Annotated in this window: 16 protein-coding genes, 1 pseudogene and 1 riboswitch; of the genes and pseudogenes, 3 read left to right on the forward strand and 14 right to left on the reverse strand. The window is 72.3% G+C overall.

Annotated elements, in window-relative coordinates; genetic code table 11:
- Positions 1 to 140: 140 nt before the first annotated feature.
- The 5 genes from thpD to ACFVDP_RS33480 all read right to left on the reverse strand — a co-directional run bounded on the left by thpD (position 141) and on the right by ACFVDP_RS33480 (position 4,785).
- The gene (thpD, locus tag ACFVDP_RS33460) at positions 141 to 1,022 is read right to left on the reverse strand and encodes an ectoine hydroxylase (protein ID WP_383497983.1); all 882 of its coding nucleotides are present in this window, start codon (positions 1,020 to 1,022) and stop codon (positions 141 to 143) included.
- A 5-nt stretch (positions 1,023 to 1,027) separates the two neighbouring features.
- Positions 1,028 to 1,426, reverse strand: coding sequence for an ectoine synthase (locus ACFVDP_RS33465; RefSeq protein ID WP_018533388.1), 399 nt, complete (start codon positions 1,424 to 1,426; stop codon positions 1,028 to 1,030).
- 37 nt (positions 1,427 to 1,463) lie between these two features.
- Entirely contained in the window at positions 1,464 to 2,735 is a 1,272-nt protein-coding gene (ectB, locus tag ACFVDP_RS33470) for a diaminobutyrate--2-oxoglutarate transaminase (protein WP_383497986.1), read from the reverse strand.
- A 57-nt stretch (positions 2,736 to 2,792) separates the two neighbouring features.
- Positions 2,793 to 3,317: a diaminobutyrate acetyltransferase gene (gene ectA / locus ACFVDP_RS33475; protein ID WP_383497988.1), complete on the reverse strand. Its 525-nt coding sequence runs from the start codon at positions 3,315 to 3,317 to the stop codon at positions 2,793 to 2,795.
- Between the two features lie 367 nt (positions 3,318 to 3,684).
- On the reverse strand, positions 3,685 to 4,785 hold the full coding sequence (locus ACFVDP_RS33480; protein WP_383498022.1) for a pyridoxal-phosphate-dependent aminotransferase family protein: 1,101 nt from the start codon (positions 4,783 to 4,785) through the stop codon (positions 3,685 to 3,687).
- A gap of 78 nt (positions 4,786 to 4,863) precedes the next feature.
- On the opposite strand from ACFVDP_RS33480, the gene ACFVDP_RS33485 reads away from it, so the two are divergent.
- Complete coding sequence (locus tag ACFVDP_RS33485; RefSeq protein ID WP_383497990.1) at positions 4,864 to 5,958, forward strand: amidohydrolase family protein; 1,095 nt, start codon at positions 4,864 to 4,866, stop codon at positions 5,956 to 5,958.
- Between the two features lie 417 nt (positions 5,959 to 6,375).
- Here ACFVDP_RS33485 and ACFVDP_RS33490 read toward each other — a convergent pair whose 3' ends face one another.
- Positions 6,376 to 7,803: an arylsulfatase gene (locus ACFVDP_RS33490; RefSeq protein ID WP_383497992.1), complete on the reverse strand. Its 1,428-nt coding sequence runs from the start codon at positions 7,801 to 7,803 to the stop codon at positions 6,376 to 6,378.
- Between the two features lie 399 nt (positions 7,804 to 8,202).
- Between ACFVDP_RS33490 and ACFVDP_RS33495 the strand changes: the two genes are divergently transcribed.
- Positions 8,203 to 9,165 (forward strand): SCO1860 family LAETG-anchored protein, encoded by a 963-nt coding sequence (locus ACFVDP_RS33495; RefSeq protein ID WP_383497994.1) that lies wholly within the window; start codon positions 8,203 to 8,205, stop codon positions 9,163 to 9,165.
- A gap of 140 nt (positions 9,166 to 9,305) precedes the next feature.
- Here ACFVDP_RS33495 and cobC read toward each other — a convergent pair whose 3' ends face one another.
- The 3 genes and pseudogenes from cobC to ACFVDP_RS33510 form a co-directional block, all read right to left on the reverse strand.
- The gene (gene cobC / locus ACFVDP_RS33500; RefSeq protein ID WP_383498024.1) at positions 9,306 to 10,391 is read right to left on the reverse strand and encodes an Rv2231c family pyridoxal phosphate-dependent protein CobC; all 1,086 of its coding nucleotides are present in this window, start codon (positions 10,389 to 10,391) and stop codon (positions 9,306 to 9,308) included.
- Between the two features lie 132 nt (positions 10,392 to 10,523).
- Positions 10,524 to 10,766, reverse strand: a pseudogene (locus ACFVDP_RS33505) (hypothetical protein); the annotation flags it as partial.
- A gap of 55 nt (positions 10,767 to 10,821) precedes the next feature.
- The gene (locus ACFVDP_RS33510) at positions 10,822 to 11,223 is read right to left on the reverse strand and encodes a cobalamin biosynthesis protein (RefSeq protein ID WP_383497996.1); all 402 of its coding nucleotides are present in this window, start codon (positions 11,221 to 11,223) and stop codon (positions 10,822 to 10,824) included.
- Between the two features lie 39 nt (positions 11,224 to 11,262).
- Here ACFVDP_RS33510 and ACFVDP_RS33515 point away from each other — a divergent pair, with 39 nt between their 5' ends.
- The gene (locus tag ACFVDP_RS33515) at positions 11,263 to 11,994 is read left to right on the forward strand and encodes a ZIP family metal transporter (protein WP_383497998.1); all 732 of its coding nucleotides are present in this window, start codon (positions 11,263 to 11,265) and stop codon (positions 11,992 to 11,994) included.
- Positions 11,995 to 12,026: 32 nt separating this feature from the next.
- On the opposite strand, the gene ACFVDP_RS33520 is transcribed toward ACFVDP_RS33515, so the two are convergent.
- The 5 genes from ACFVDP_RS33520 to ACFVDP_RS33540 form a co-directional block, all read right to left on the reverse strand.
- Positions 12,027 to 13,415, reverse strand: a complete 1,389-nt coding sequence (locus ACFVDP_RS33520; protein ID WP_383498000.1) for a cobyrinate a,c-diamide synthase — start codon at positions 13,413 to 13,415, stop codon at positions 12,027 to 12,029.
- Entirely contained in the window at positions 13,409 to 14,008 is a 600-nt protein-coding gene (cobO, locus tag ACFVDP_RS33525; protein ID WP_383498002.1) for a cob(I)yrinic acid a,c-diamide adenosyltransferase, read from the reverse strand. Before cobO ends, ACFVDP_RS33520 begins: the two co-directional genes overlap by 7 nt.
- Complete coding sequence (locus ACFVDP_RS33530) at positions 14,008 to 16,047, reverse strand: putative cobaltochelatase (RefSeq protein WP_383498004.1); 2,040 nt, start codon at positions 16,045 to 16,047, stop codon at positions 14,008 to 14,010. Before ACFVDP_RS33530 ends, cobO begins: the two co-directional genes overlap by 1 nt.
- A gap of 191 nt (positions 16,048 to 16,238) precedes the next feature.
- Positions 16,239 to 17,750: a cobyric acid synthase gene (locus ACFVDP_RS33535; protein WP_383498006.1), complete on the reverse strand. Its 1,512-nt coding sequence runs from the start codon at positions 17,748 to 17,750 to the stop codon at positions 16,239 to 16,241.
- Positions 17,747 to 18,703 carry a cobalamin biosynthesis protein gene (locus ACFVDP_RS33540; RefSeq protein WP_383498008.1) on the reverse strand — a complete coding sequence of 319 codons (957 nt, stop codon included), beginning with the start codon at positions 18,701 to 18,703 and terminating at the stop codon, positions 17,747 to 17,749. Before ACFVDP_RS33540 ends, ACFVDP_RS33535 begins: the two co-directional genes overlap by 4 nt.
- A gap of 58 nt (positions 18,704 to 18,761) precedes the next feature.
- Positions 18,762 to 18,835, reverse strand: a riboswitch (cobalamin riboswitch).
- Positions 18,836 to 19,084 lie beyond the last annotated feature (249 nt).

Consider the following 19,084-nt stretch of genomic DNA (forward strand, 5'->3'; position numbering starts at 1 on the left):
TCTTCTTTCGTGCGTGGAGGGAGGTAGAAAACAACCCCCCCTCCGGGAGAACCTGTGGGGGAAAGGGGGGGGGGGGGGGGCCCCCCCCCCCCCCCCCCCCACTCATGTGCGTACTGATGCGCCTGACGCGCGTACGAGGATCACTTCACCGGAGTGAAGTCCCGCGCCCCGATGAAGTCCGGCCGCCGGATCGGCGCCGCGAACGGCTCCACCGCCGTGTTCTCCACGCTGTTGAACACGATGAAGACATTGCTGCGCGGGAACGGGGTGATGTTGTCGCCCGAGCCGTGCATCGCGTTGCAGTCGAACCAGGTCGCCGAGCCGGCCCTGCCGGTGAACAGCTTGATGCCGTGCGCGTCGGCGAACTTGGTCAGCGACTCGTCCGAGGGGATGCCCGCGTCCTGCATCTGCAGCGACTTCTTGTAGTTGTCCTCCGGCGTCTCGCCCGCGCAGCCGAGGAACGTCTTGTGCGAGCCGGGCATGATCATGAGCCCGCCGTTGGTGTCGTAGTTCTCCGTCAGCGCGATGGAGACGGACACCGTGCGCATGTTCGCCAGACCGTCCTCGGCGTGCCACGTCTCGAAGTCCGAGTGCCAGTAGAAGCCACTTGCCCCGAAGCCCGGCTTGACGTTGATCCGCGACTGGTGGACGTAGACGTCCGAGCCGAGGATCTGCCGGGCCCGGTCCACGACCCGCTCGTCGCGGACCAGGTTCGCGAACACCTCGCTGATCTTGTGGATCTCGAAGACCGAACGGATCTCCTGCGTCTTCTTCTCGACGACGGAGCGCTCGTCGGCGCGCATCGCCGGGTCCGAGACGAGACGGTTCAACTCGGCCTGATAGATGCCTATCTCGTCCGGGCCGATCAGCTCGTCGATCGCGAGGAAGCCGTCCTGCTCGAAGGAGGAGAGGTCGGACTCGCGGATCGGACCGCGCGTGCCCGGCGCTGACCAGACGACCGGGTCGACACGCGGCACCGCCACTTCGGAGGCGCCACGGGTCGGGTACAGGTCAGTGGCCATTCGGCTCAGCCCTCCTCGGTCAGCAGCGGGTAGACGCCGTTCTCGTCGTGGTCCTCCCGTCCGGTGACCGGCGGGTTGAACACGCACACACAGCGGAAGTCCGTCTTGGGCCGCAGCGTATGGCGCTCGTGGCCGTTCAGGAGATACATCGTGCCCGGCTCGATCCAGTGCTTCTCGCCGGTCTCCCGGTTCTCGAGCTCGGCCTCGCCCTCCACACACAGTACGGCCTCGATGTGGTTCGCATACCACATGTCGGTCTCTGTGCCAGCGTAGAGAATCGTCTCGTGCAGGGAGAAGCCGACCTTCTCCTTGGCCAGGACGATGCGCTTGCTCTCCCAGGTACCGGTCGCCGACTTAATGTGCCGGTCGGTGTTCTCGATCTCCTTGAACGAACGGACAATCACGGTGAGTTGCTGCCTCTCTAGTGTTTCTGAATAGGTGTCAGGCCGTTTCGCGCACAGCCCTGGTGAGCGTGCGCAGGCCCTCCTCCAGCTCCTCGGGCGTGATCGTCAGCGCCGGAAGCAGCTTGACGACCTCGCTCTCGGGGCCGGACGTCTCGATGAGCAGGCCGAGCTCGAAGGCGCGCTTGGCGACCTTGCCCGCCCGCTCCTTGTCGCGGAACTCCAGGCCCCACACCAGGCCGCGGCCGCGGTACTCGGCGGTCTCCTCGGGGAACTCGTCGCGCAGCGCGCTGAGCGCCTGGTCGATCTGTTCGCCGCGGGCGAGGGTCTGCTTCTCCATCGCGGCGCCGTCGGTCCAGTACGTCTCCAGGGCGGCGGCGGCCGTCACGAACGCGGGGTTGTTGCCGCGGAACGTGCCGTTGTGCTCGCCCGGCTCCCAGACGTCGAGTTCCGGCTTGAACAGGCACAGGGACATGGGGAGTCCGTACCCGCTGATGGACTTCGAAACGGTCACGATGTCCGGTGTGATGCCCGCCTCATCGAAGGAGAAGAAGGCACCGGTACGGCCGCAGCCCATCTGGATGTCGTCGACGATCAGCAGCATGTCCCAGCGCTTGCACACGTCGGCGAGCTTGCGCAGCCACTCGGTGCGGGCCACGTTGATGCCGCCCTCGCCCTGGACCGTCTCGACGATCACGGCTGCGGGCGTGTTCAGGCCCGAGCCGGAGTCCTCCAGGAGCCGCTCGAACCAGATGAAGTCCGGGGTCTGCCCGTCGAGGTAGTTGTCGAACGGCATCGGGGTGCCGTGCACCAGCGGGATGCCGGCGCCGGCCCGCTTGAAGGCGTTGCCGGTCACCGCGAGCGCGCCGAGCGACATGCCGTGGAAGGCGTTCGTGAACGACACGATCGACTCGCGGCCCTTGACCTTGCGGGCCAGCTTCAGCGCGGACTCGACGGCGTTGGTGCCCGTCGGGCCCGGGAACATGACCTTGTAGGGCAGGTCGCGCGGGCGCAGGATGATGTTCTGGAACGACTCCAGGAAGTTGCGCTTGGCCGACGTCGACATGTCGAGGCCGTGCGTGACGCCGTCGCGCTCGATGTAGTCGATCAGCGCGCGTTTCAGCACGGGGTTGTTGTGGCCGTAGTTGAGCGAACCGGCCCCCGCGAAGAAGTCCAGGTACTCGTGGCCGTCCTCGTCGTACATGCGGCTGCCCCGAGCCCGGTCGAAGACGGTGGGCCAGCTGCGGCAGTAGCTGCGCACCTCCGACTCAAGGGTCTCGAAGACGCTCAGGTCCGGCTGGGTGATGGTCACAGCAATAGCTCCTCTGGGGAAGCGAGTGAGGGGGGTTCGCAGTGGGTGGGGTCGGGGTCAGGCGGGGGTGCTGCCGGGGCCGATGGGCCCGATGCGGTACAGCTCCTCGGGCAGGTGCCCGTCGTCCGGGAACAGGCCCGCGTCGAACAGGACGTCACGTGCCACGCCGGCGCCGTGTCGGCGGGCGTAGGACAGGAACAGCGCCTGCGACGCGGTGTTGTCCGGGGTGATGGTGGTCTCGACCGTGCTGACCGGCCGCCCGGCGTCCAGGACCTTGGCCGTCAGCCCGTCCAGGAGCTCGCCCGCGAGACCGTGCCCGCGGTGCGCCTCGTCCACGGCGACCTGCCACACCACGAGGGTGCGGGGGCGCTCCGGCCGGATGTAGCCGGTGACGAAGCCGGCGACCTCGCCCCGCTCGTCGCGGGCCACCACGGAAGTGGCGGCGAAGTCGCGGCACCACAGCAGGTAGCTGTACGAGGAGTTGAGGTCGAGCACCTTCGAGTCACGTGCGATACGCCAGATCGCAGCGCCGTCGGCGACGCCTGGATGGTCGAGCTGGAATTGCGCTTGAGCGGCGGTCATGCAAATTGAATTTACCGGCCTATTTTTTGGATTGCATCCGAGGCAGGGGTTACGTGCTGGGCTGATCTGTGTTACCGCGCGCGGGTGGGTGCGCGCATGAACCGGACGCGTAATATGGCGGTTTGAGGCGATCATAAGGGGCAAAATGCTGCCCTTGTGGAGTACGTCACAACGTTGTAACTGCTTCGGTACCCGCCCGAATTACGTCGCTTCCCGTTGTTGAAACCTTAGTGTTTACGCCCGGGAAAAGCGGGCAGAAGTAATACGGGAAGCTACTCCGATATTTCCCTGAGAATTGTGTTGGAGAAGAATAAAGAAAAGCGCCGCCCTGGGAAAGGGCGGCGCTGCTGCTGCGTGCGGGGGAGGATTACTTCCAGGCGGCCGCGACCGCCTTGCGCGCACCCTCCAGGTCCACCGTGGCGCCGGCCTCCGCGAGCGCCCCGCCGAGCGCGGCCAGCGAGGACTGCACGACACCGCGCGTGGCCTGCGGGCCGTAGTGGTTGACGCGGATCATCTCCTCGGCGAGGGCCCCGCCGCCCGCGACCAGCGGCAGCACCGGGTCCGCGGCGAGGGCCTTCGCGACCAGCTCGCGGGCGTCGATGCCCTCGGGCGCCCGCAGCGTCGTGGCGACCGGGGCGGCGTCCCGCGCCTCGTGGACGTACGGCTCCAGGCCGCCGCCCAGGGCCAGCGTCCCGGCACGGGTGGCGGCCGCGGCGCTCGCGTGCCGCGCCATCAGCGCGTCGAGCCCCTCGCTCTCGATCCGCTCGACGCACGCTTCGAGCGCGAGCATCTCCAGCTGCGCGGGCGCGTGCAGCAGCGCCTTGCGGCCGCCGTCGATCCACCGCTGCTTCCAGTCGAGCAGCGACAGGTAGGAGTGGCGCGGCGCCTGCTCGTTGGCGGCCATCCGGTCCCAGGCGCGGGCGCTCACCGACACCGCCGAGACACCGGCCGGGCCGCCCATCGCCTTCTGCGCGCCGATCACGCACAGGTCCACGCCCCACGCGTCGGGCAGCACCGGCTCGGCGGCGATGGAGGCGACGGCGTCCAGATAGAACAGCGCGCCGTGCTCCCGCACCACCTCGCCGATCTCGGCGACGGGGTTGGTGTTGCCGGTCGCGGCCTCCGCGTGCACGAGGGAGACGAAGTCGATCTCCGGGTGCTCGGCGAGGGCCGCCCGCACCTGCTCGGCGGTGACGGCGGTGTGGAACGGCACCGCCAGGTCGTGCACGGTCGCCCCGCAGTCGCGCAGCCAGTCGCCGAAGGTCTGCCCGTACGGGCCGGTGATCACGTTCAGCGCGACGGTCCCGGGCGCCGCCGTCCCGCGGATCGCGCCCTCCAGCGGCAGCAGCGCCTCGCCCTGCATGATCACGACATCCTGGGACGTGTCCATCAGCCGGGCCACACGGTCCTCGATGGAGGCGAAATGCTCGGCGCTCAACGGGGCCAGATCGAGAAACGGGTGCGTCACGGTGGTGCTCTCTTCGCTCACGGGTTCGGACAGGATGCCGATGACGAGCGTACCCATCGCGCCTCTAGGCTTCTCCCCATGACCGATCGTGGGGTGCTGCACGTGAAGGGCCGGGTCCTGGTCGGGCCCGACGACGTACGCGACGAACTGTGGGTGGTCGGCGGCCGCATCACCTACGACCGGCCGGGCACGGCGGGGCTCGACGTGACCACGGTCGACGGCTGGGCACTGCCCGGCCTGGTCGACGCGCACTGTCATGTGGGCCTCGACGCCCACGGCCCGGTCCCCGCCGAGACCGCCGAGAAGCAAGCCCTCACCGACCGCGACGCGGGCACGCTCCTGATCCGCGACGCCGGCTCACCCTCCGACACCCGCTGGGTCGACGACCGCGAGGACCTGCCGCGCATCATCCGGGCCGGCCGGCACATCGCCCGCACCCGCCGCTACATCCGGAACTTCGCCCACGAGATCGAGCCCGAGGACCTCGTCGCGTACGTCGCCCAGGAGGCCCGGCGCGGGGACGGCTGGGTCAAGCTCGTCGGCGACTGGATCGACCGCGGCACCGGTGACCTGAGCGCGTGCTGGCCGCGCGACGCGGTCGAGGCCGCCATCGCGGAGGCTCATCGGCTCGGGGCCCGGGTGACGGCCCACTGTTTCGCCGAGGACTCGCTCCGCGATCTGGTGGAGGCCGGCATCGACTGCATCGAGCACGCCACCGGCCTCACCGACGAGCTGATCCCGCTCTTCGCCGAGCGGGGCGTCGCCATCGTCCCGACCCTGGTCAACATCGCCACGTTCCCGGATCTCGCGGCGGGCGGCGACCAGAAGTATCCGCGCTGGTCGGCGCACATACGGCGGCTGTACGAACGCCGCTACGACACGGTGCGCTCCGCTTACGACGCCGGGATTCCCGTGTACGTCGGCACCGACGCCGGGGGTTCTCTCGCGCACGGTCTCGTGGCCGCCGAGGTCGCGGAGCTGGTCCGGGCCGGGATTCCGGCGCGTGATGCTCTGTCGGCGACGACGTGGGGGGCCCGGGAGTGGCTCGGGCGTCCTGGGCTCGGGGAGGGGGCCTCGGCGGATCTTGTGGTGTACGGGGCGGATCCGCGGGCTGATGTGGGGGTGTTGGGGGCGCCGCGACGCGTTGTGCTGCGCGGGCGGGTGGTGGGCTAGGACCGTTCCCGCGGCTGCGGTCCGGTTCTCGTCGTCGGCTGCGGGCCGGTGGCCGCTTCTCGCGCAGTTCCCCGCGCCCCTGAAGCGAGCTGCGCTCGCCCCATGTGGTCGGGTGCGGGTCTCGTCGTGGCTGGTCGCGCAGTTCCCCGCGCCCCTGAGGCATGCGCTGCGCGCAGCCTCTCCTTGAGGCTGCGCTTCGCGCGCCTCTGATGAAGGGCCGGTGGTGCGCCTCTCCTGAGGGGTAGGTGGCGCGCCTCTCCTGAGGGGCGGGTGGTGCGCCTCTGATGAGATGGCGCACGAAGTGCGCATCTCAGGGGCGCGGGGAACTGCGCGAGAAGCGGCCACCGGGCCGCGGGCGAATCACTACCCAGGGGCGCGGGGAACTGCGCGACCAGCCACGACGAGAGCTGCGGGCGATCAGTGACGTGGCAGGAGGTCCATCGGAGGGCGGCCCGGGACCAGGGTGGCGTCCGGCACGTAGGCCTCGGGGCGACCGGTCAGCTCGGTGATGAGGCGGGAGCGCCAGTCGGTGAGCGAGGCCGGGGCGGCCGGAGCCAGATCGTGGAGTTCTCCGGGATCGGCGTCCAGATCGAAGAGCTGCTCGCGGCCCGAGCCCGAGAACCAGACGTACTTGGCGTGCCCGTCCGTCAGCCACTGCAGCGACTCACCGAAGAGAACGTGCTCACCGTGCAAGTACGGGCGCGGGGAACGGAGTTCTTCGCCGCGAGCCGCCGGAAGCAGGCTGCGCCCGTCGAGCCCGCCCGGCACCTCAAGACCCGCACAGTCCAGCAACGTAGGCATGACGTCCCGGAGTTCGGCCACGACCTCGGACCCCACCACGGTCCCGCCGGGCAGCACCCCGCGCGGCCCCGAAAGGATCAGCGGAACCCGCGCCGACCCCTCGTACGGATACGCCTTGCGCCACAACCGGTGCTCGCCCAGCATCTCGCCGTGGTCCGAGGTGAAGCAGATCCAGGTGTCGTCGGCGAGCCCGAACTCGCCGAGCGCTTGGACGAACCGGTTGATCTGCTGGTCGATGTGGGACATGTGACCGTAGTAGCCGGCCCGGGCGCGATGGACCGTACGGGCTTCGAACGAGGCGTAGTTGGCGTCGGCGCGGCTGTCGTCCCGCCACTTCTCCAGGCCGTCCGCCCAGTCACCGACGGCCGGTTCGTACGGCGGCGCGTCCAGGTACTGCTCGAAGGCCCAGGCGGGCGGGTCGTACGGCGGGTGCGGGCGGTGGAAGGAGAGGTGCAGCAGGAAGGGGGCCGTCGGGTCGCGGCGGTACAGGAAGTCGACGGCTTCGCTCACCACCCAGTTCGTCGGGTGCAGCCGCTCGTCGCGGGCCCAGGGCCGCGCCACCACGCTGTTGCAGTCCAGCCCGTGGTCCGTGTAGTCACCGCCGCCGGGCTGCCGCTCCAGCCAGGCCGCGTAGTCGTCGTGGAAGCGGGGATCCACGCGCCGGTCCCGTGCCTGGTGCAAGTACCCGTCGTGCAGGGTCACTTCGTCGAAGCCGATGCGGTTGCGCTCCGGGTAGGCGTGCAGCTTGCCGATCGCCCGGGTCTGATACCCGTGCCGCCCGAACTCGCCCGCGAGCGTCACCGGGTACTCCCACGGCACGCCGTCCCGATACCCGGTACGGCCGTGCCCGGTCTGCGCGAGGCCGGTGTGCAGCGCGGCCCGCGCCGGGATGCAGCTGGGCACCGCCGAGTACGCGCGGTCGAACCGGGCGCCGCGCCCCGCGAGCTGATCCAGGTACGGCGTACGGACGACCGTGTGCCCCGCGCCCGACAGGCAGTCCCCGCGCCACTGGTCGGCGGTGATCAGGACCACGTTGCGCGGCATGGAACTCCTCGCTCCAGGACGACGGTTGACACACAGCGTGACCTGCCGATCAGGCTGCTCGTTGCACACAACTCGGCTGCGCCCGCGCTGTCAACCGGCGGATCTCCGGCGCACGGGCGACGACGGGCGACAAGAGGGACACCAGGGAACAACAGCGCCAGCAGATTCGAAGACCTGCACGGAAACCCCCCTTTGGAGTGAACTCACGCCTGGTTGCTGCTTGTTCACTCTCAGTGCGTAAAGATTCCTTCGTCGGCGACGGTGACCGGCGGCCGGTCGACCATCGGTCCCCACCGTGGGCGGTGCCGTGCGATGTCCCCGTGACACGTCCCGCCCCACCCCGCCGCCGGCATCACGTCCCGTTTCCGTAGCGTCCCACCCCTGGGGGGTCTTTCCAGCATGTCCAGCACCAGCAACACCGTGTCCCGCCGTACCCGCCGTCTCGCCGTCACGGCCACCGCCGCCGTCCTCGCCGCCGGACCCGCCGTGCTTGCGACAGCGGGCCCGGCGGCGGCCACGGGCGACCACGGCGGCAAGGCCGGCGCGGTCGTCCTGCGCACGGGCCTGGACGTCTCGCTCCTCAACAAGACGGTGAACGTCCCGCTGAGGCTCGCGCTCAACGAGGTGCAGGCCCCCGCGAGCGCCGAGAAGACCGCGCTGTCCGCACGCCTCGACGGAGTCGACGGCGGGCAGCCGTTCAGCGTGCTGCGCGCCGACGTGGCCAAGGCCCGGGCCACCGTGGACGACAAGAAGGCGGAGGGCTTCACCCAGCTCGTCCACGCCAAGGTCCACGTCCCCGGTCTGCCCCTGCTCTCGCTCATCGAGGTCGACCAGGTCACGTCCAAGGCGCGGTGCGAGGCGGGCAAGAAGCCGGTCGCGGAGTCGAACCTGCTCGGATCGGTCACCGTGCTCGGCAAGAAGGTCACCCTGACGACGGGCGGCACGACCCGCGTCGAGGTCCCGCAGATCGGCGAGGTCTCCCTCGCCCTGTCCGAGACCTCCACCACGTCGACCACCGCGGCCGCCTCGGCCCTGCACCTCAAGGTCTCGGTGAACCCGCTGAAGCTGAACGTCGCGGAGGTCAACGGCGAGGTCACCCTCGCCGGCGCCACCTGCACGGCGCCCAAGGCGGCCCCGGCGGACCCGAAGCCGCAGGGCGGCAAGCCGGACAAGCCCGTGGCGGCGGCACCGGTCGAGGAGAAGACCGAGCCCAAGGCGGCGGCCAAGACGGAGACCAAGGCCGACCTGGCGGAGACCGGCGGCAACTCGAACACGCCGTACATCGCGGGCGGCGCGATCGTCCTGCTCGTCGCGGGCGGCGGCGCGGTCGCGATGGCGCGCAGGGGACGTTCGCGGGCGTAGCACCCGCCGCGCTGAAGGCCCTCCGAGGGCCTTCAGCGCCGCAGTGTCGGGCGGCCCCGGAGCACACCGGGACCGCCCTCTCGGCGTGACCCTCGTCCCGCGGCCGCACTCTCCCGCGGCCGCACTCTCCCGCAGCGCGGCTATCCCGCGGCCAGAATCTCCCGCAGCGCGGCGACGAACGCCGCGCCGGTCCGCCGGTCCCGCACGGCCACCCGCACCCAGTCCCGCCCGAGCCCGGGGAACGTGTCGCCGCGCCGCACCGCGAACCCTGCCGCCCGCAGCCGCTCCCGCACCCCGGCGGCGTCCGGCACCCGGACCAGGAGGAAGGGCCCCTGCGCGGGCCCGGCCACGCGCACCCCGAACTCCGCCAACTCCCCGAGCAGTTCCGTCAGATGAGCCCGGTCGTCGGCGATGTCCCGGGCCGCTTCCTCGGCCTCCGCGACCCCGCGGGCCGACACGCACGCCTCGGCCGCGACGAGCGCCGGCGACGACACCGGCCACAGCGGCTGGGCCCGCTCCAGCGCCGCCACGACGTCCGGCGCGGCCAGCACGTACCCGATGCGCAGCCCCGCGAGCCCCCACGTCTTCGTCAGGCTCCGCAGCACCACGAGACCCGGCACGTCCGTCCGCCCGGCAAGGGACTCCCGCTCGCCCGGCACCGCGTCCATGAACGCCTCGTCCACGACGAGCACCCGTCCGGGCCGCGCCAGCCGCGCCACGGTCTCGGCGGGATGCAGCACCGACGTCGGATTGGTCGGATTGCCGACCACGACGAGATCCGCGTCGCCCGGCACCAGTCGCGGATCGAGCCGGAACCCGTCCTCCTCCGGCAACAGCACCCGGCGCACCGCGTGCCCCGCGTCCCGCAGCGCCGCCTCCGGCTCCGTGAACTGCGGATGGACCACCACGGGCCGCCGCGCCCCGAGCGCCCGCGCCAGCAGCACGAACGCCTCGGCCGCGCCCGACGTCAGCAGCACCCGCTCCACCGGAACCCCGTGCCGCGCCGCGACCGCCGCCCGCGCCGCCCGGCCGTCCGGATAGGCGGCGAGCCCCTCGAGGGAGGCGCCGATGTGCTCCCGCAGCCACAGCGGCGGCGTGCCCGTGCGGACGTTCACCGCGAGATCCGTCAACTTCTCGCCGTCGTCGCGGACTTCGGCGTCCCCGTGATGCCGCAGATCGGGCCCGTCCCCATCGGCGACCGGTACTTCCGGCGCCTCGGCCCGCACCACCGTCACCTCCGGATGCGCGGCGCTCCACCCCTCGGCCTGGGCCCCGCAGCGTCCCGCCACCGACGCCTCGTACGGCAGCAGGACGATGCGCCGCGCCCCGAGCGCCGTACAGCGGTCGAGCCCCGCCGGCACATCGGGCGCGGCGCCCGACACGAACGCCGGCTCCACACCCGCGTAACCGCTGCCCTCCCACAACAGCCGCGCGGTGGCGACCAGTTCGGCGTTCACGGCGGAGTCGGGCGAACCGGGTCCGACGAGCAGCACGGTCACGTCGGCCCGGTCGTGCGGGGTGCGGGCGCCGGTGCCGGGGCCGGCGGATTCGTCGAGCCGCGCCGCGAGCGCGGCGAGCAGGGCCGGGGGAGGGGTGTGCACGGGACGGACTCCTAGCGGGGTACGGACAGGGTGTGCGGGGAGGAGGGTCCGGACCCTACCCGGCGCGCGCCAGCGCGAACGTCACTCTCCCGCGCCCTCCGTCGGCGCCGCGCGCCGTTCTCTTGGGGACGAGCAGCTCACCCCCGGCGGCGAGCGCGGCCGCCTCGGCCACGGACGGCGTGCCCACGGCGCCGCGCACGCCCTCGGAAGGGTGCGGCACCGGTACGGCGGCCAGCCGCGCCGCCGGATACGTCACGAGCGGCACCCCGAGCAGCGCGGCGGCCCGCACGATCCCCGGCTCGCGCCCCTTCGCCTCGACCGTCGCGAGCGCGGTCAGCGCGCCGGGACCGGCCCCGGCCTCGGCCAGCACCTCTCCGACCAGGGAAAGCACCTCGTCGGCGGTGACTCCGGCCCGCGCCCCGACCCCGCCGACGACCCGGTCCGGGCCGCAGGTCATGATGTGCGACGCGGGGGTCGGATGAGTTAGCAAGGGCTTATGGCGGTGTTCGTGGCGCTCGGCGCCTTCCTGATGACCCTGATCGGCGGCTGGACCGCGCAAAGGGTCACCGACCGACGCCATCTGGTGCTCGGGCTCGCGGGTGGTCTCATGCTCGGCGTGGTCGGTCTCGACCTGCTGCCGGAGGCCCTCGAAGCGGCGGGCGGGCCGGTCTTCGGCGTCCCCGCGGCGCTGCTGCTGTTCGTCGCCGGATTCCTCGGCGCGCACGTCCTGGAGCACCTCCTCGCCCAGCGGCAGGCCGCCCACGGCGGGGACGAGCACGGCGACGGCCGGGTCCCCGAGGTCGGCCTGACGGCCGCCTCCGCGATGGTCGGGCACAGCCTGATGGACGGCATGGCGATCGGCGCCGCGATCCAGGTGGGCGGCGGGATGGGCCTCGCCGTGGCGCTCGCGGTGATCGCCCACGACTTCGCCGACGGCTTCAACACGTACACGCTCACCAGGCTGTACGGGAACGCCCGCCGCAAGGCGCTGACGATGCTGTTCGCCGACGCGGCGGCCCCGGTCGTGGGCGCCGCGTCGACGCTGCTGTTCACCATTCCGGAGCAATTGCTCGGAGGCTATCTGGGCTTCTTCGGCGGCGTGCTGCTGTATCTGGCCGCCGCCGAGATCCTCCCCGAGGCCCACCACGACCACCCGGCCCGCTCGACCCTGGCCTGCACGGTGGCCGGCGTGGGCTTCATCTGGCTCGTGGTGGGCATCGCGGGCTGAGCCGCCGCCCACATCGCGGGCCGGGCCACCGCTCACCGCAGACATCGCTCCACCAGCCGGTGGGCGATGTCCGGCAGTGCCGCCCAGTGCGTGTGCAGATAGCTGGCGTGCACGCCCTGCTGCACGAAACCCTCGACGCGCGGGGAGGGCAGCCGCATGCCCCACGCGGGGGCCGGGCCCGCGCCCGGTTCGAGGACGGTGCGGTGGAACTCGTGGCCGCGCATCCGCGTCCCCGCCGGGGCCAGCACGCTGTCGCCGATCGCGACCGCGTCCCGGTAGCCGAGCGTGAGCCTGCCGGTCATCCGGGCGTCGGCGTCCAGGACCCCGCACATCGCCTTGCCGTCGAGGGAGCGGGCCAGGTAGAGCAGGCCCGCGCATTCGGCGACCACCGGGGCGCCGGTGGCGGCCAGGGTGGCCACGTCCTTGCGGAGCTGTTCGTTGGCCGACAGGTCGGGGGCGTAGACCTCGGGGAAGCCGCCGCCGATGACCAGCGCCGCGGTGGCCTCCGGGAGGTGTTCGTCGTGGAGGGGGTCGAAGGTTGCCACCTCCGCGCCGGCCGCCTCCAGGAGTTCGGTGTGTTCCGCGTAGGAGAAGGTGAAGGCCGCGCCTGCCGCCACTGCCACGACGGGTTTCGTCGGCGTGTGCGGCCCGGTGGCCGCTTCTCGCGCAGTTCCCCGCGCCCCTGGCTGTACCGGGCTCCAGGCCTCCGTTCGGAGCGGCGGGGCTGTCCTGGCCAGAGTGAGCAGGCCCTCCAGGTCGCAGCCCTCTCTGACCATCGCCGCCGATGCCCGTACCGAGTCGACGGCCTCCGTGCTGCGTTCCGCCACCGGGACCAGGCCCAGGTGGCGGGACGGGGTGGCCACCTGCGGGGTGCGGTAGAGGGCGCCGTAGACCGGGACGCCGACCTCTTCCAGCGCCTCGCGCAGCAGCTGCTCGTGGCGCTCGGAGCCGACCTTGTTGAGGATGACGCCCGCGAGCCGCACCTCCGGGTCGAACGAGGCGAAGCCGTGCACCAGCGCCGCCACCGACCGGGACTGCGACGACGCGTCGACGACGAGGACGACGGGTGCCTTGAGGAGCTTGGCGACATGCGCCGTCGACGCCAGTTCGCCCGCGCCCGAGACACCGTCGAAGAGGCCCATCACGCCTTCCACGACGGCGAGTTCACAGCCGGCGGCGCCGTGCGCGAACAGCGGGGCGACCAGCTCGGGCCCGCACATGTACGCGTCCAGGTTGCGGCCCGGGCGGCCCGTCGCGAGGGCGTGGTAGCCCGGGTCGATGTAGTCCGGGCCGACCTTGTGCGGGGAGACGGCGAGGCCGCGCTCGGCGAACGCGGCCATCAGGCCCGTCGCCACCGTCGTCTTGCCGGACCCCGACGCCGGTGCGGCGACGACCAGGCGGGGGACGTCCGTACTCACCACTCGATGCCTCGCTGGCCCTTCTGACCCGCGTCCATGGGGTGCTTCACCTTCGACATGTCGGTCACGAGATCCGCGAACTCGACCAGCTTCTCAGGGGCGTTGCGGCCCGTGATGACCACGTGCTGGGTGCCGGGCCGGTCGCGCAGCACCTGGACGACCTCGTCGACGTCGATCCAGCCCCAGTGCATCGGGTAGGCGAACTCGTCGAGCACATAGAGCTTGTACGTCTCGGCGGCCAGGTCCCGCTTGACCTGCTCCCAGCCCTCGCGGGCCTTCTCCTCGTTGTCCGCCTGATCGTCGCGCTGGACCCACGACCAGCCCTCGCCCATCTTGTGCCAGTCGACGGTGCCGCCCTCGCCGGAGGCGCCGAGCACCTTGAGCGCGTTCTCCTCGCCGACCTTCCACTTCGCCGACTTGACGAACTGGAACACCCCGATCGGCCAGCCCTGGTTCCAGGCGCGCAGCGCGAGCCCGAAGGCGGCCGTCGACTTGCCCTTGCCGATGCCCGTGTGCACGAACACCAGCGGACGGTTGCGGCGCTGACGGGTCGTCAGTCCGTCGTCCGGTACGACACTCGGCTGTCCCTGCGGCATCAGGCGGCCCTCCTGCTGGTGGTGTTGATTCCCTGTACGTCCTTGACGAGCCCGGCGATGGCGTCCGCCCGCAGCTCGTCCAACGTGACGGCGGTGCCGCCGAGTCGACCGGCCAGTTGCCCGGCGAGCCCGAGCCGCACCATGCCCGACTCGCAGTCGACCACCACGGCGGCCGTGCCCTCGGCGGCGTGCAGCCCGGCCGCGCGCCCGGCCAGCTGCACCGGCTCCGGGCCACCGGTGGCCCGCCCGTCGGTCACGACGACGAGCAGTGGCCGCCGCGCCGGATCCCGCAGCCGCTCCACGCGCAGCACCTCGTGCGCCTTGAGCAGCCCGGCGGCCAGCGGCGTACGCCCGCCCGTCGGCAGCGTTTCGAGGCGGGCCGCGGCGGCGTCCACGCTGGACGTCGGCGGCAGCGCCACCTCGGCGCCCGTGCCCCGGAAGGTCACGAGCCCCACCTTGTCCCGGCGCTGATAGGCGTCGAGGAGCAGCGAGAGCACCGCGCCCTTCACGGCGCCCATCCGCTTGCGGGCCGCCATCGAACCGGAGGCGTCGACCACGAACAGCACGAGGTTGCCCTCGCGGCCCTCCCGCGTCGCCTGCCGCAGATCGTCCCGGCGCACGACGAGCCCCGGGCCGCTGCGGCCCCGCGCCCGCTGATGCGGTGCGGCCGCCTGCACGGTGGCCGCCAGGTGCAGCTTGGTCAGGGTGCCCCGGGGGCGTACGGAGCCGGTCGTGCGGCCGTGCTCGGTGCGCGCCCGGGAGCGCCGCCCGGCCGCGCCCTCGCCGAGGCCCGGCACGCTCAGCATCTTCGTACGGAACGGCTCGCCGGCCGACACCGCCCGCTGCTCCTTGGGCGCACCGGCGCCGGGCGCGGGGGGCGTCTCGGCCGGGGCCTCCTCCTGGGCCGCGTCGCCGTCGTCCGCCGGATCGCCCTGCGGCGGAACCCCGCCGCCTCCGCCGTCGCCGCCACCGTCGTTGTCCGGCCCGTTCGGCTCCGGGTCGGGCTCCGGGTCGTCGTCGGGCCGGTCGGGGCCGAACTCGTCCAGCGTCTCGTCGAGCTTGTCCTCGTCGAGGCCCGGGGCGTCGAACGGGTTGCGCCGCCTGCGGTGCGGCAGCGCGAGCAGCGCCGCCTGGCGCACGTCCTCCGACAGCACCTCGGTGCGCCCCGCCCACGCGGCGAGCGCGGTCGCGGTCCGCGCCATCACGATGTCGGCCCGCATGCCGTCCACCTCGAACGCGGCGCAGGTCGCCGCGATCTGCGTCAACGCGTCGTCCCCGAGCCGGACTTCGGGCAGCAGGGCGCGCGCGGCGACGATCCGCTCGCGCACCTCGGCCTCGTCGCCGGCCCACTGCTCGGCGAAGGCGTCCGGCGCGTCGTCGTAGGCGAGCCGCCGCTTCACGACCTCGACGCGCTGCTTCGGCTCCCGGGACGCGGCAACCTCCACGGTCAGCCCGAACCGGTCGAGCAACTGCGGCCGCAGTTCGCCCTCTTCGGGGTTCATGGTCCCGACGAGGAGGAAGCGCGCCGCATGCCGTACGGAGACGCCCTCGCGCTCGACGTACGAGGCGCCCATGGCGGCGGCGTCGAGCAGCAGGTCCACGAGGTGGTCGTGGAGCAGGTTCACCTCGTCCACGTACAGGATCCCGCGGTGCGCGTCGGCGAGCAGCCCCGGCTCGAAGGCCTTCACGCCCTCGGCGAGCGCCCGCTCGATGTCGAGCGCACCGACGAGCCGGTCCTCGGAAGCGCCGACCGGCAACTCGACCATGCGGGCGGGCCGTTCGCCCCCACCGCCCTCGTCGTGCGGCCCGTCGGGGCACTGCGGATCGGGACTCGCCGGATCACAGGAGAACCGGCACCCGGTGACGACATCGACCCCCGGCATGAGCGCGGAAAGGGCCCGCACGGCAGTGGACTTGGCAGTCCCCTTCTCCCCACGCACGAGCACCCCGCCGACGGCGGGCGACACGGCATTGAGGAGGAGGGCGAGCCGCAGATCGTCCTGCCCGACGACGGCGGTGAACGGAAAGGGGGCGGCCATCAGCGTTGATCCTCCGTTGAGTTGAAGCGCCCCGTAAGGGGCGCGGGGCGGTGTCGATTTGCGGCTCCGCCGCGGGGCGCGAGAAGCCCCACCGAACGCGCACACGAGAACGAACCGTGGGGGATCCGGGGGGCGCAGCCCCCGGGGACGGGACGGGAAGGGGCGGCGGGGGCGACTTCCCCACCCGGCACTCAAGACGGCGCCCCGGGCGGAACGAACGGCAACCCCGCCGGAGCGCCCCCCTCGATCAACCGCCACAACGCATCGGTGTCGGCATGCCGCTCGATCAGATCCCCGAGCCGATCCAGCTGCTCTTCCCGCAAGTCCGCGAACGACGTGTCCGGCGCCGCCACGAACCGCCGCCCGGCCGCCGCGGCGACCTCCCGCAGAAAGGCCCGCCGGAAGTCGTCCGACTCCAGCGACCCGTGCCAGTGCGTGCCCCACACGGCCCCCACCCGGCACCCGTCCAGGAAGGGCTCCCCGCCGAGCACGTCGGCGACCCCGTGATGGATCTCGTACCCCTCGACGGCCGCGCCCAGCGCCTCGCCGACCGGTCGCGCGAGGGTCTTCTCGACGGCGAACCGCACCCGTACGGGCAGCAGTCCGAGCCCGTCGACGACCCCGGCCCGCGACTCGACCTCGTCCTCGATGCGCTCGCCGAGCACCTGGAAACCGCCGCAGATACCGAGCACCGGCCGCCCTTCCGCGGCCCGCCGCACCAGCGCGTCAGCGAGCCCGCGCTCGTGCAGCCACTCCAGGGCCTTCACGGTCCCGCGGGTGCCCGGCACCACCACCAGGTCGGCGTCGACGAGTTCCTCGGCCCGGTCCACGAACCGCACGACGACACCCGGCTCGGCGGCCAGCGCGTCCACATCGGTGAAGTTCGACATCAGCGGCACCGCGCACACCGCGACCCGCAGCACGTCCGCGCCGGCCGGCGGCGCCACGACGGACTCGCGCACCGTGCCCCGCAGGGAGACGCGCAGCCCGTCCTCCTCGTCGATGCCGAGCCCGTGCTGATACGGCAGGACGCCGTAAGTGTCGCGCCCGGTAAGGGACTTGAGCATGTCGAGACCGGGCTGCAGCAGGCTCACATCGCCACGGAACTTGTTCACCAGGAACCCGGCGAGCAGTTCCTGGTCCTCCGGCGCGAGCAGCGCCGTCGTCCCGAAGAACGAGGCGAAGACCCCGCCCCGGTCGATGTCCCCGACGACGAGCACCGGCAGCCGCGCGGCCCGCGCGACGCCCATGTTCACGATGTCGGTGCGCCGCAGATTGATCTCGGCGGGAGAGCCCGCCCCTTCACAGATCACGGCATCATGACTGCCCCGGAGTTCCTCCAGGCACCCCACCACGGTGTCGAGCAACGCGCCCTGACGCGACCCGTGATAGCCGCGCGCGCTCATCTCGCCCACCGGCTTGCCCATCAGCACCACCTGGCTGCTGCGGTCGCTGCCGGGCTTGAGCAGCACCGGGTTCATCAGCGCGGTCGGCTCGACGCGGGCGGCCTGCGCCTGCATCGCCTGCGCCCGGCCGATCTCGGCGCCCTCGCGGGTGACGAACGAATTGAGGGACATGTTCTGCCCCTTGAACGGCGCGACCTTCACGCCCTGCCGCACCAGCCACCGGCAGATCCCGGCGGTGACGACACTCTTTCCCGCGTCGGAGGTGGTGCCCGCCACGAGCAGCCCGCCCCGGTTCATCGACGACTCCACAGCAACCGCCCGCCCACACAGACTCCCAGCGCCAGCACACTCACCCGCCGCGACAACCGCGCGGCCCGTTCCACATCGGCCACCCGGACCGCCTGCCCCGCCGCGTTCAGCACGGGCCGGTGCTCGACCCGTCCCGCGTACGACAACGTGCCGCCGAGCCGTACCCCGAGCGCCCCCGCGAAGGAGGCCTCGACGACCCCGGCGTTGGGGCTGGGATGCTGCCCGGCGTCCGCGCGCCACGCGGCCAGCGCGGCCCGCGGCCGGCCGCCGGCGAGGACGGCGAGTGCGCCGGTGAGCCGGGCCCCCGGCCAGCCCGCGACGTCGTCGAGGCGCGCCGCGGCCCAGCCGAACCGGCGGTACTTCACGGATTTGTGCCCGACCATCGCGTCGAGCGTGTTCACGGCGCGGAAGGCGAGCAGCCCCGGCACCCCGCCGACGGCGCCCCACACCAGGGCGCCCACCACGGCGTCGGAGGTGTTCTCGGCGACCGACTCGACGACGCCCCGGGCGATCCCGTCCGCGTCCAGGCCCTGCGGGTCGCGCCCGCACAGCCGCGGCAGCAACTCCCGGGCCAGTTCGACGTCCCCGGCCTCCAGCGCGGAGCCGATCGCCCGCGCCTCCCGGCCCAGCGAGGTCCCGCCGACCACGGCCCAGGTCGCGGCGGCCGTCAGCGTGACGGCGGCGGCGGGGGAGCGGCGTACGGCACAAGTGGCGGCGGCTCCCACGGCGGCGGCGCCACCGGCGCAGACCAGCGTGTGCAGCGCGCCCCAGCCGCGATGGTCCCGCCACAGCACCCGCTCGACGGCGCCCGCGGCCCGCCCGAACCCGGCGACGGGGTGCCCACGGCGCGGATCGCCGACCAGCAGATCACTCAACAGTCCGGCGGCGGCCCCGTACGCGAACACGCGCTCGGGCCGCCTGACGCCGCGCAGGGCGAACATGGCGGTAGTTGTCCTCACTCAGGGTGTCCACGCCCTGGTTCGACGAGACCGGCAGCGGGAGTTCCTGGCTCGCTCCCGAACACTCGGGGGCTCACAGTGGCGGGACCGCGCCGGATTCGCACCGGCTTCCTCACCTGCTGCCGTATATGGCGTGGGAAGTGCACCACGCTCCGCGAAGGCGCGTCAACTTGCTGTTGACCTGGGACGGGAGAGTGTGGGGAGGTCCACAGTTCCCCATGCCCTGAAGCGACACGCTGCGCGTCAGCCGCCGGCCGGTGGCCGCTTCTCGCGCAGTTCCCCGCGCCCCTGGGCGAGCGGAGCTCGCTCCCAAGGAGGGGGGGGAGGCGAGGAAAGACAAAATAGCAGTGGAGAAGAGGAACA

Source organism: Streptomyces sp. NPDC057694 (assembly GCF_042799415.1).
Taxonomy (GTDB): Bacteria; Actinomycetota; Actinomycetes; order Streptomycetales; family Streptomycetaceae; genus Streptomyces.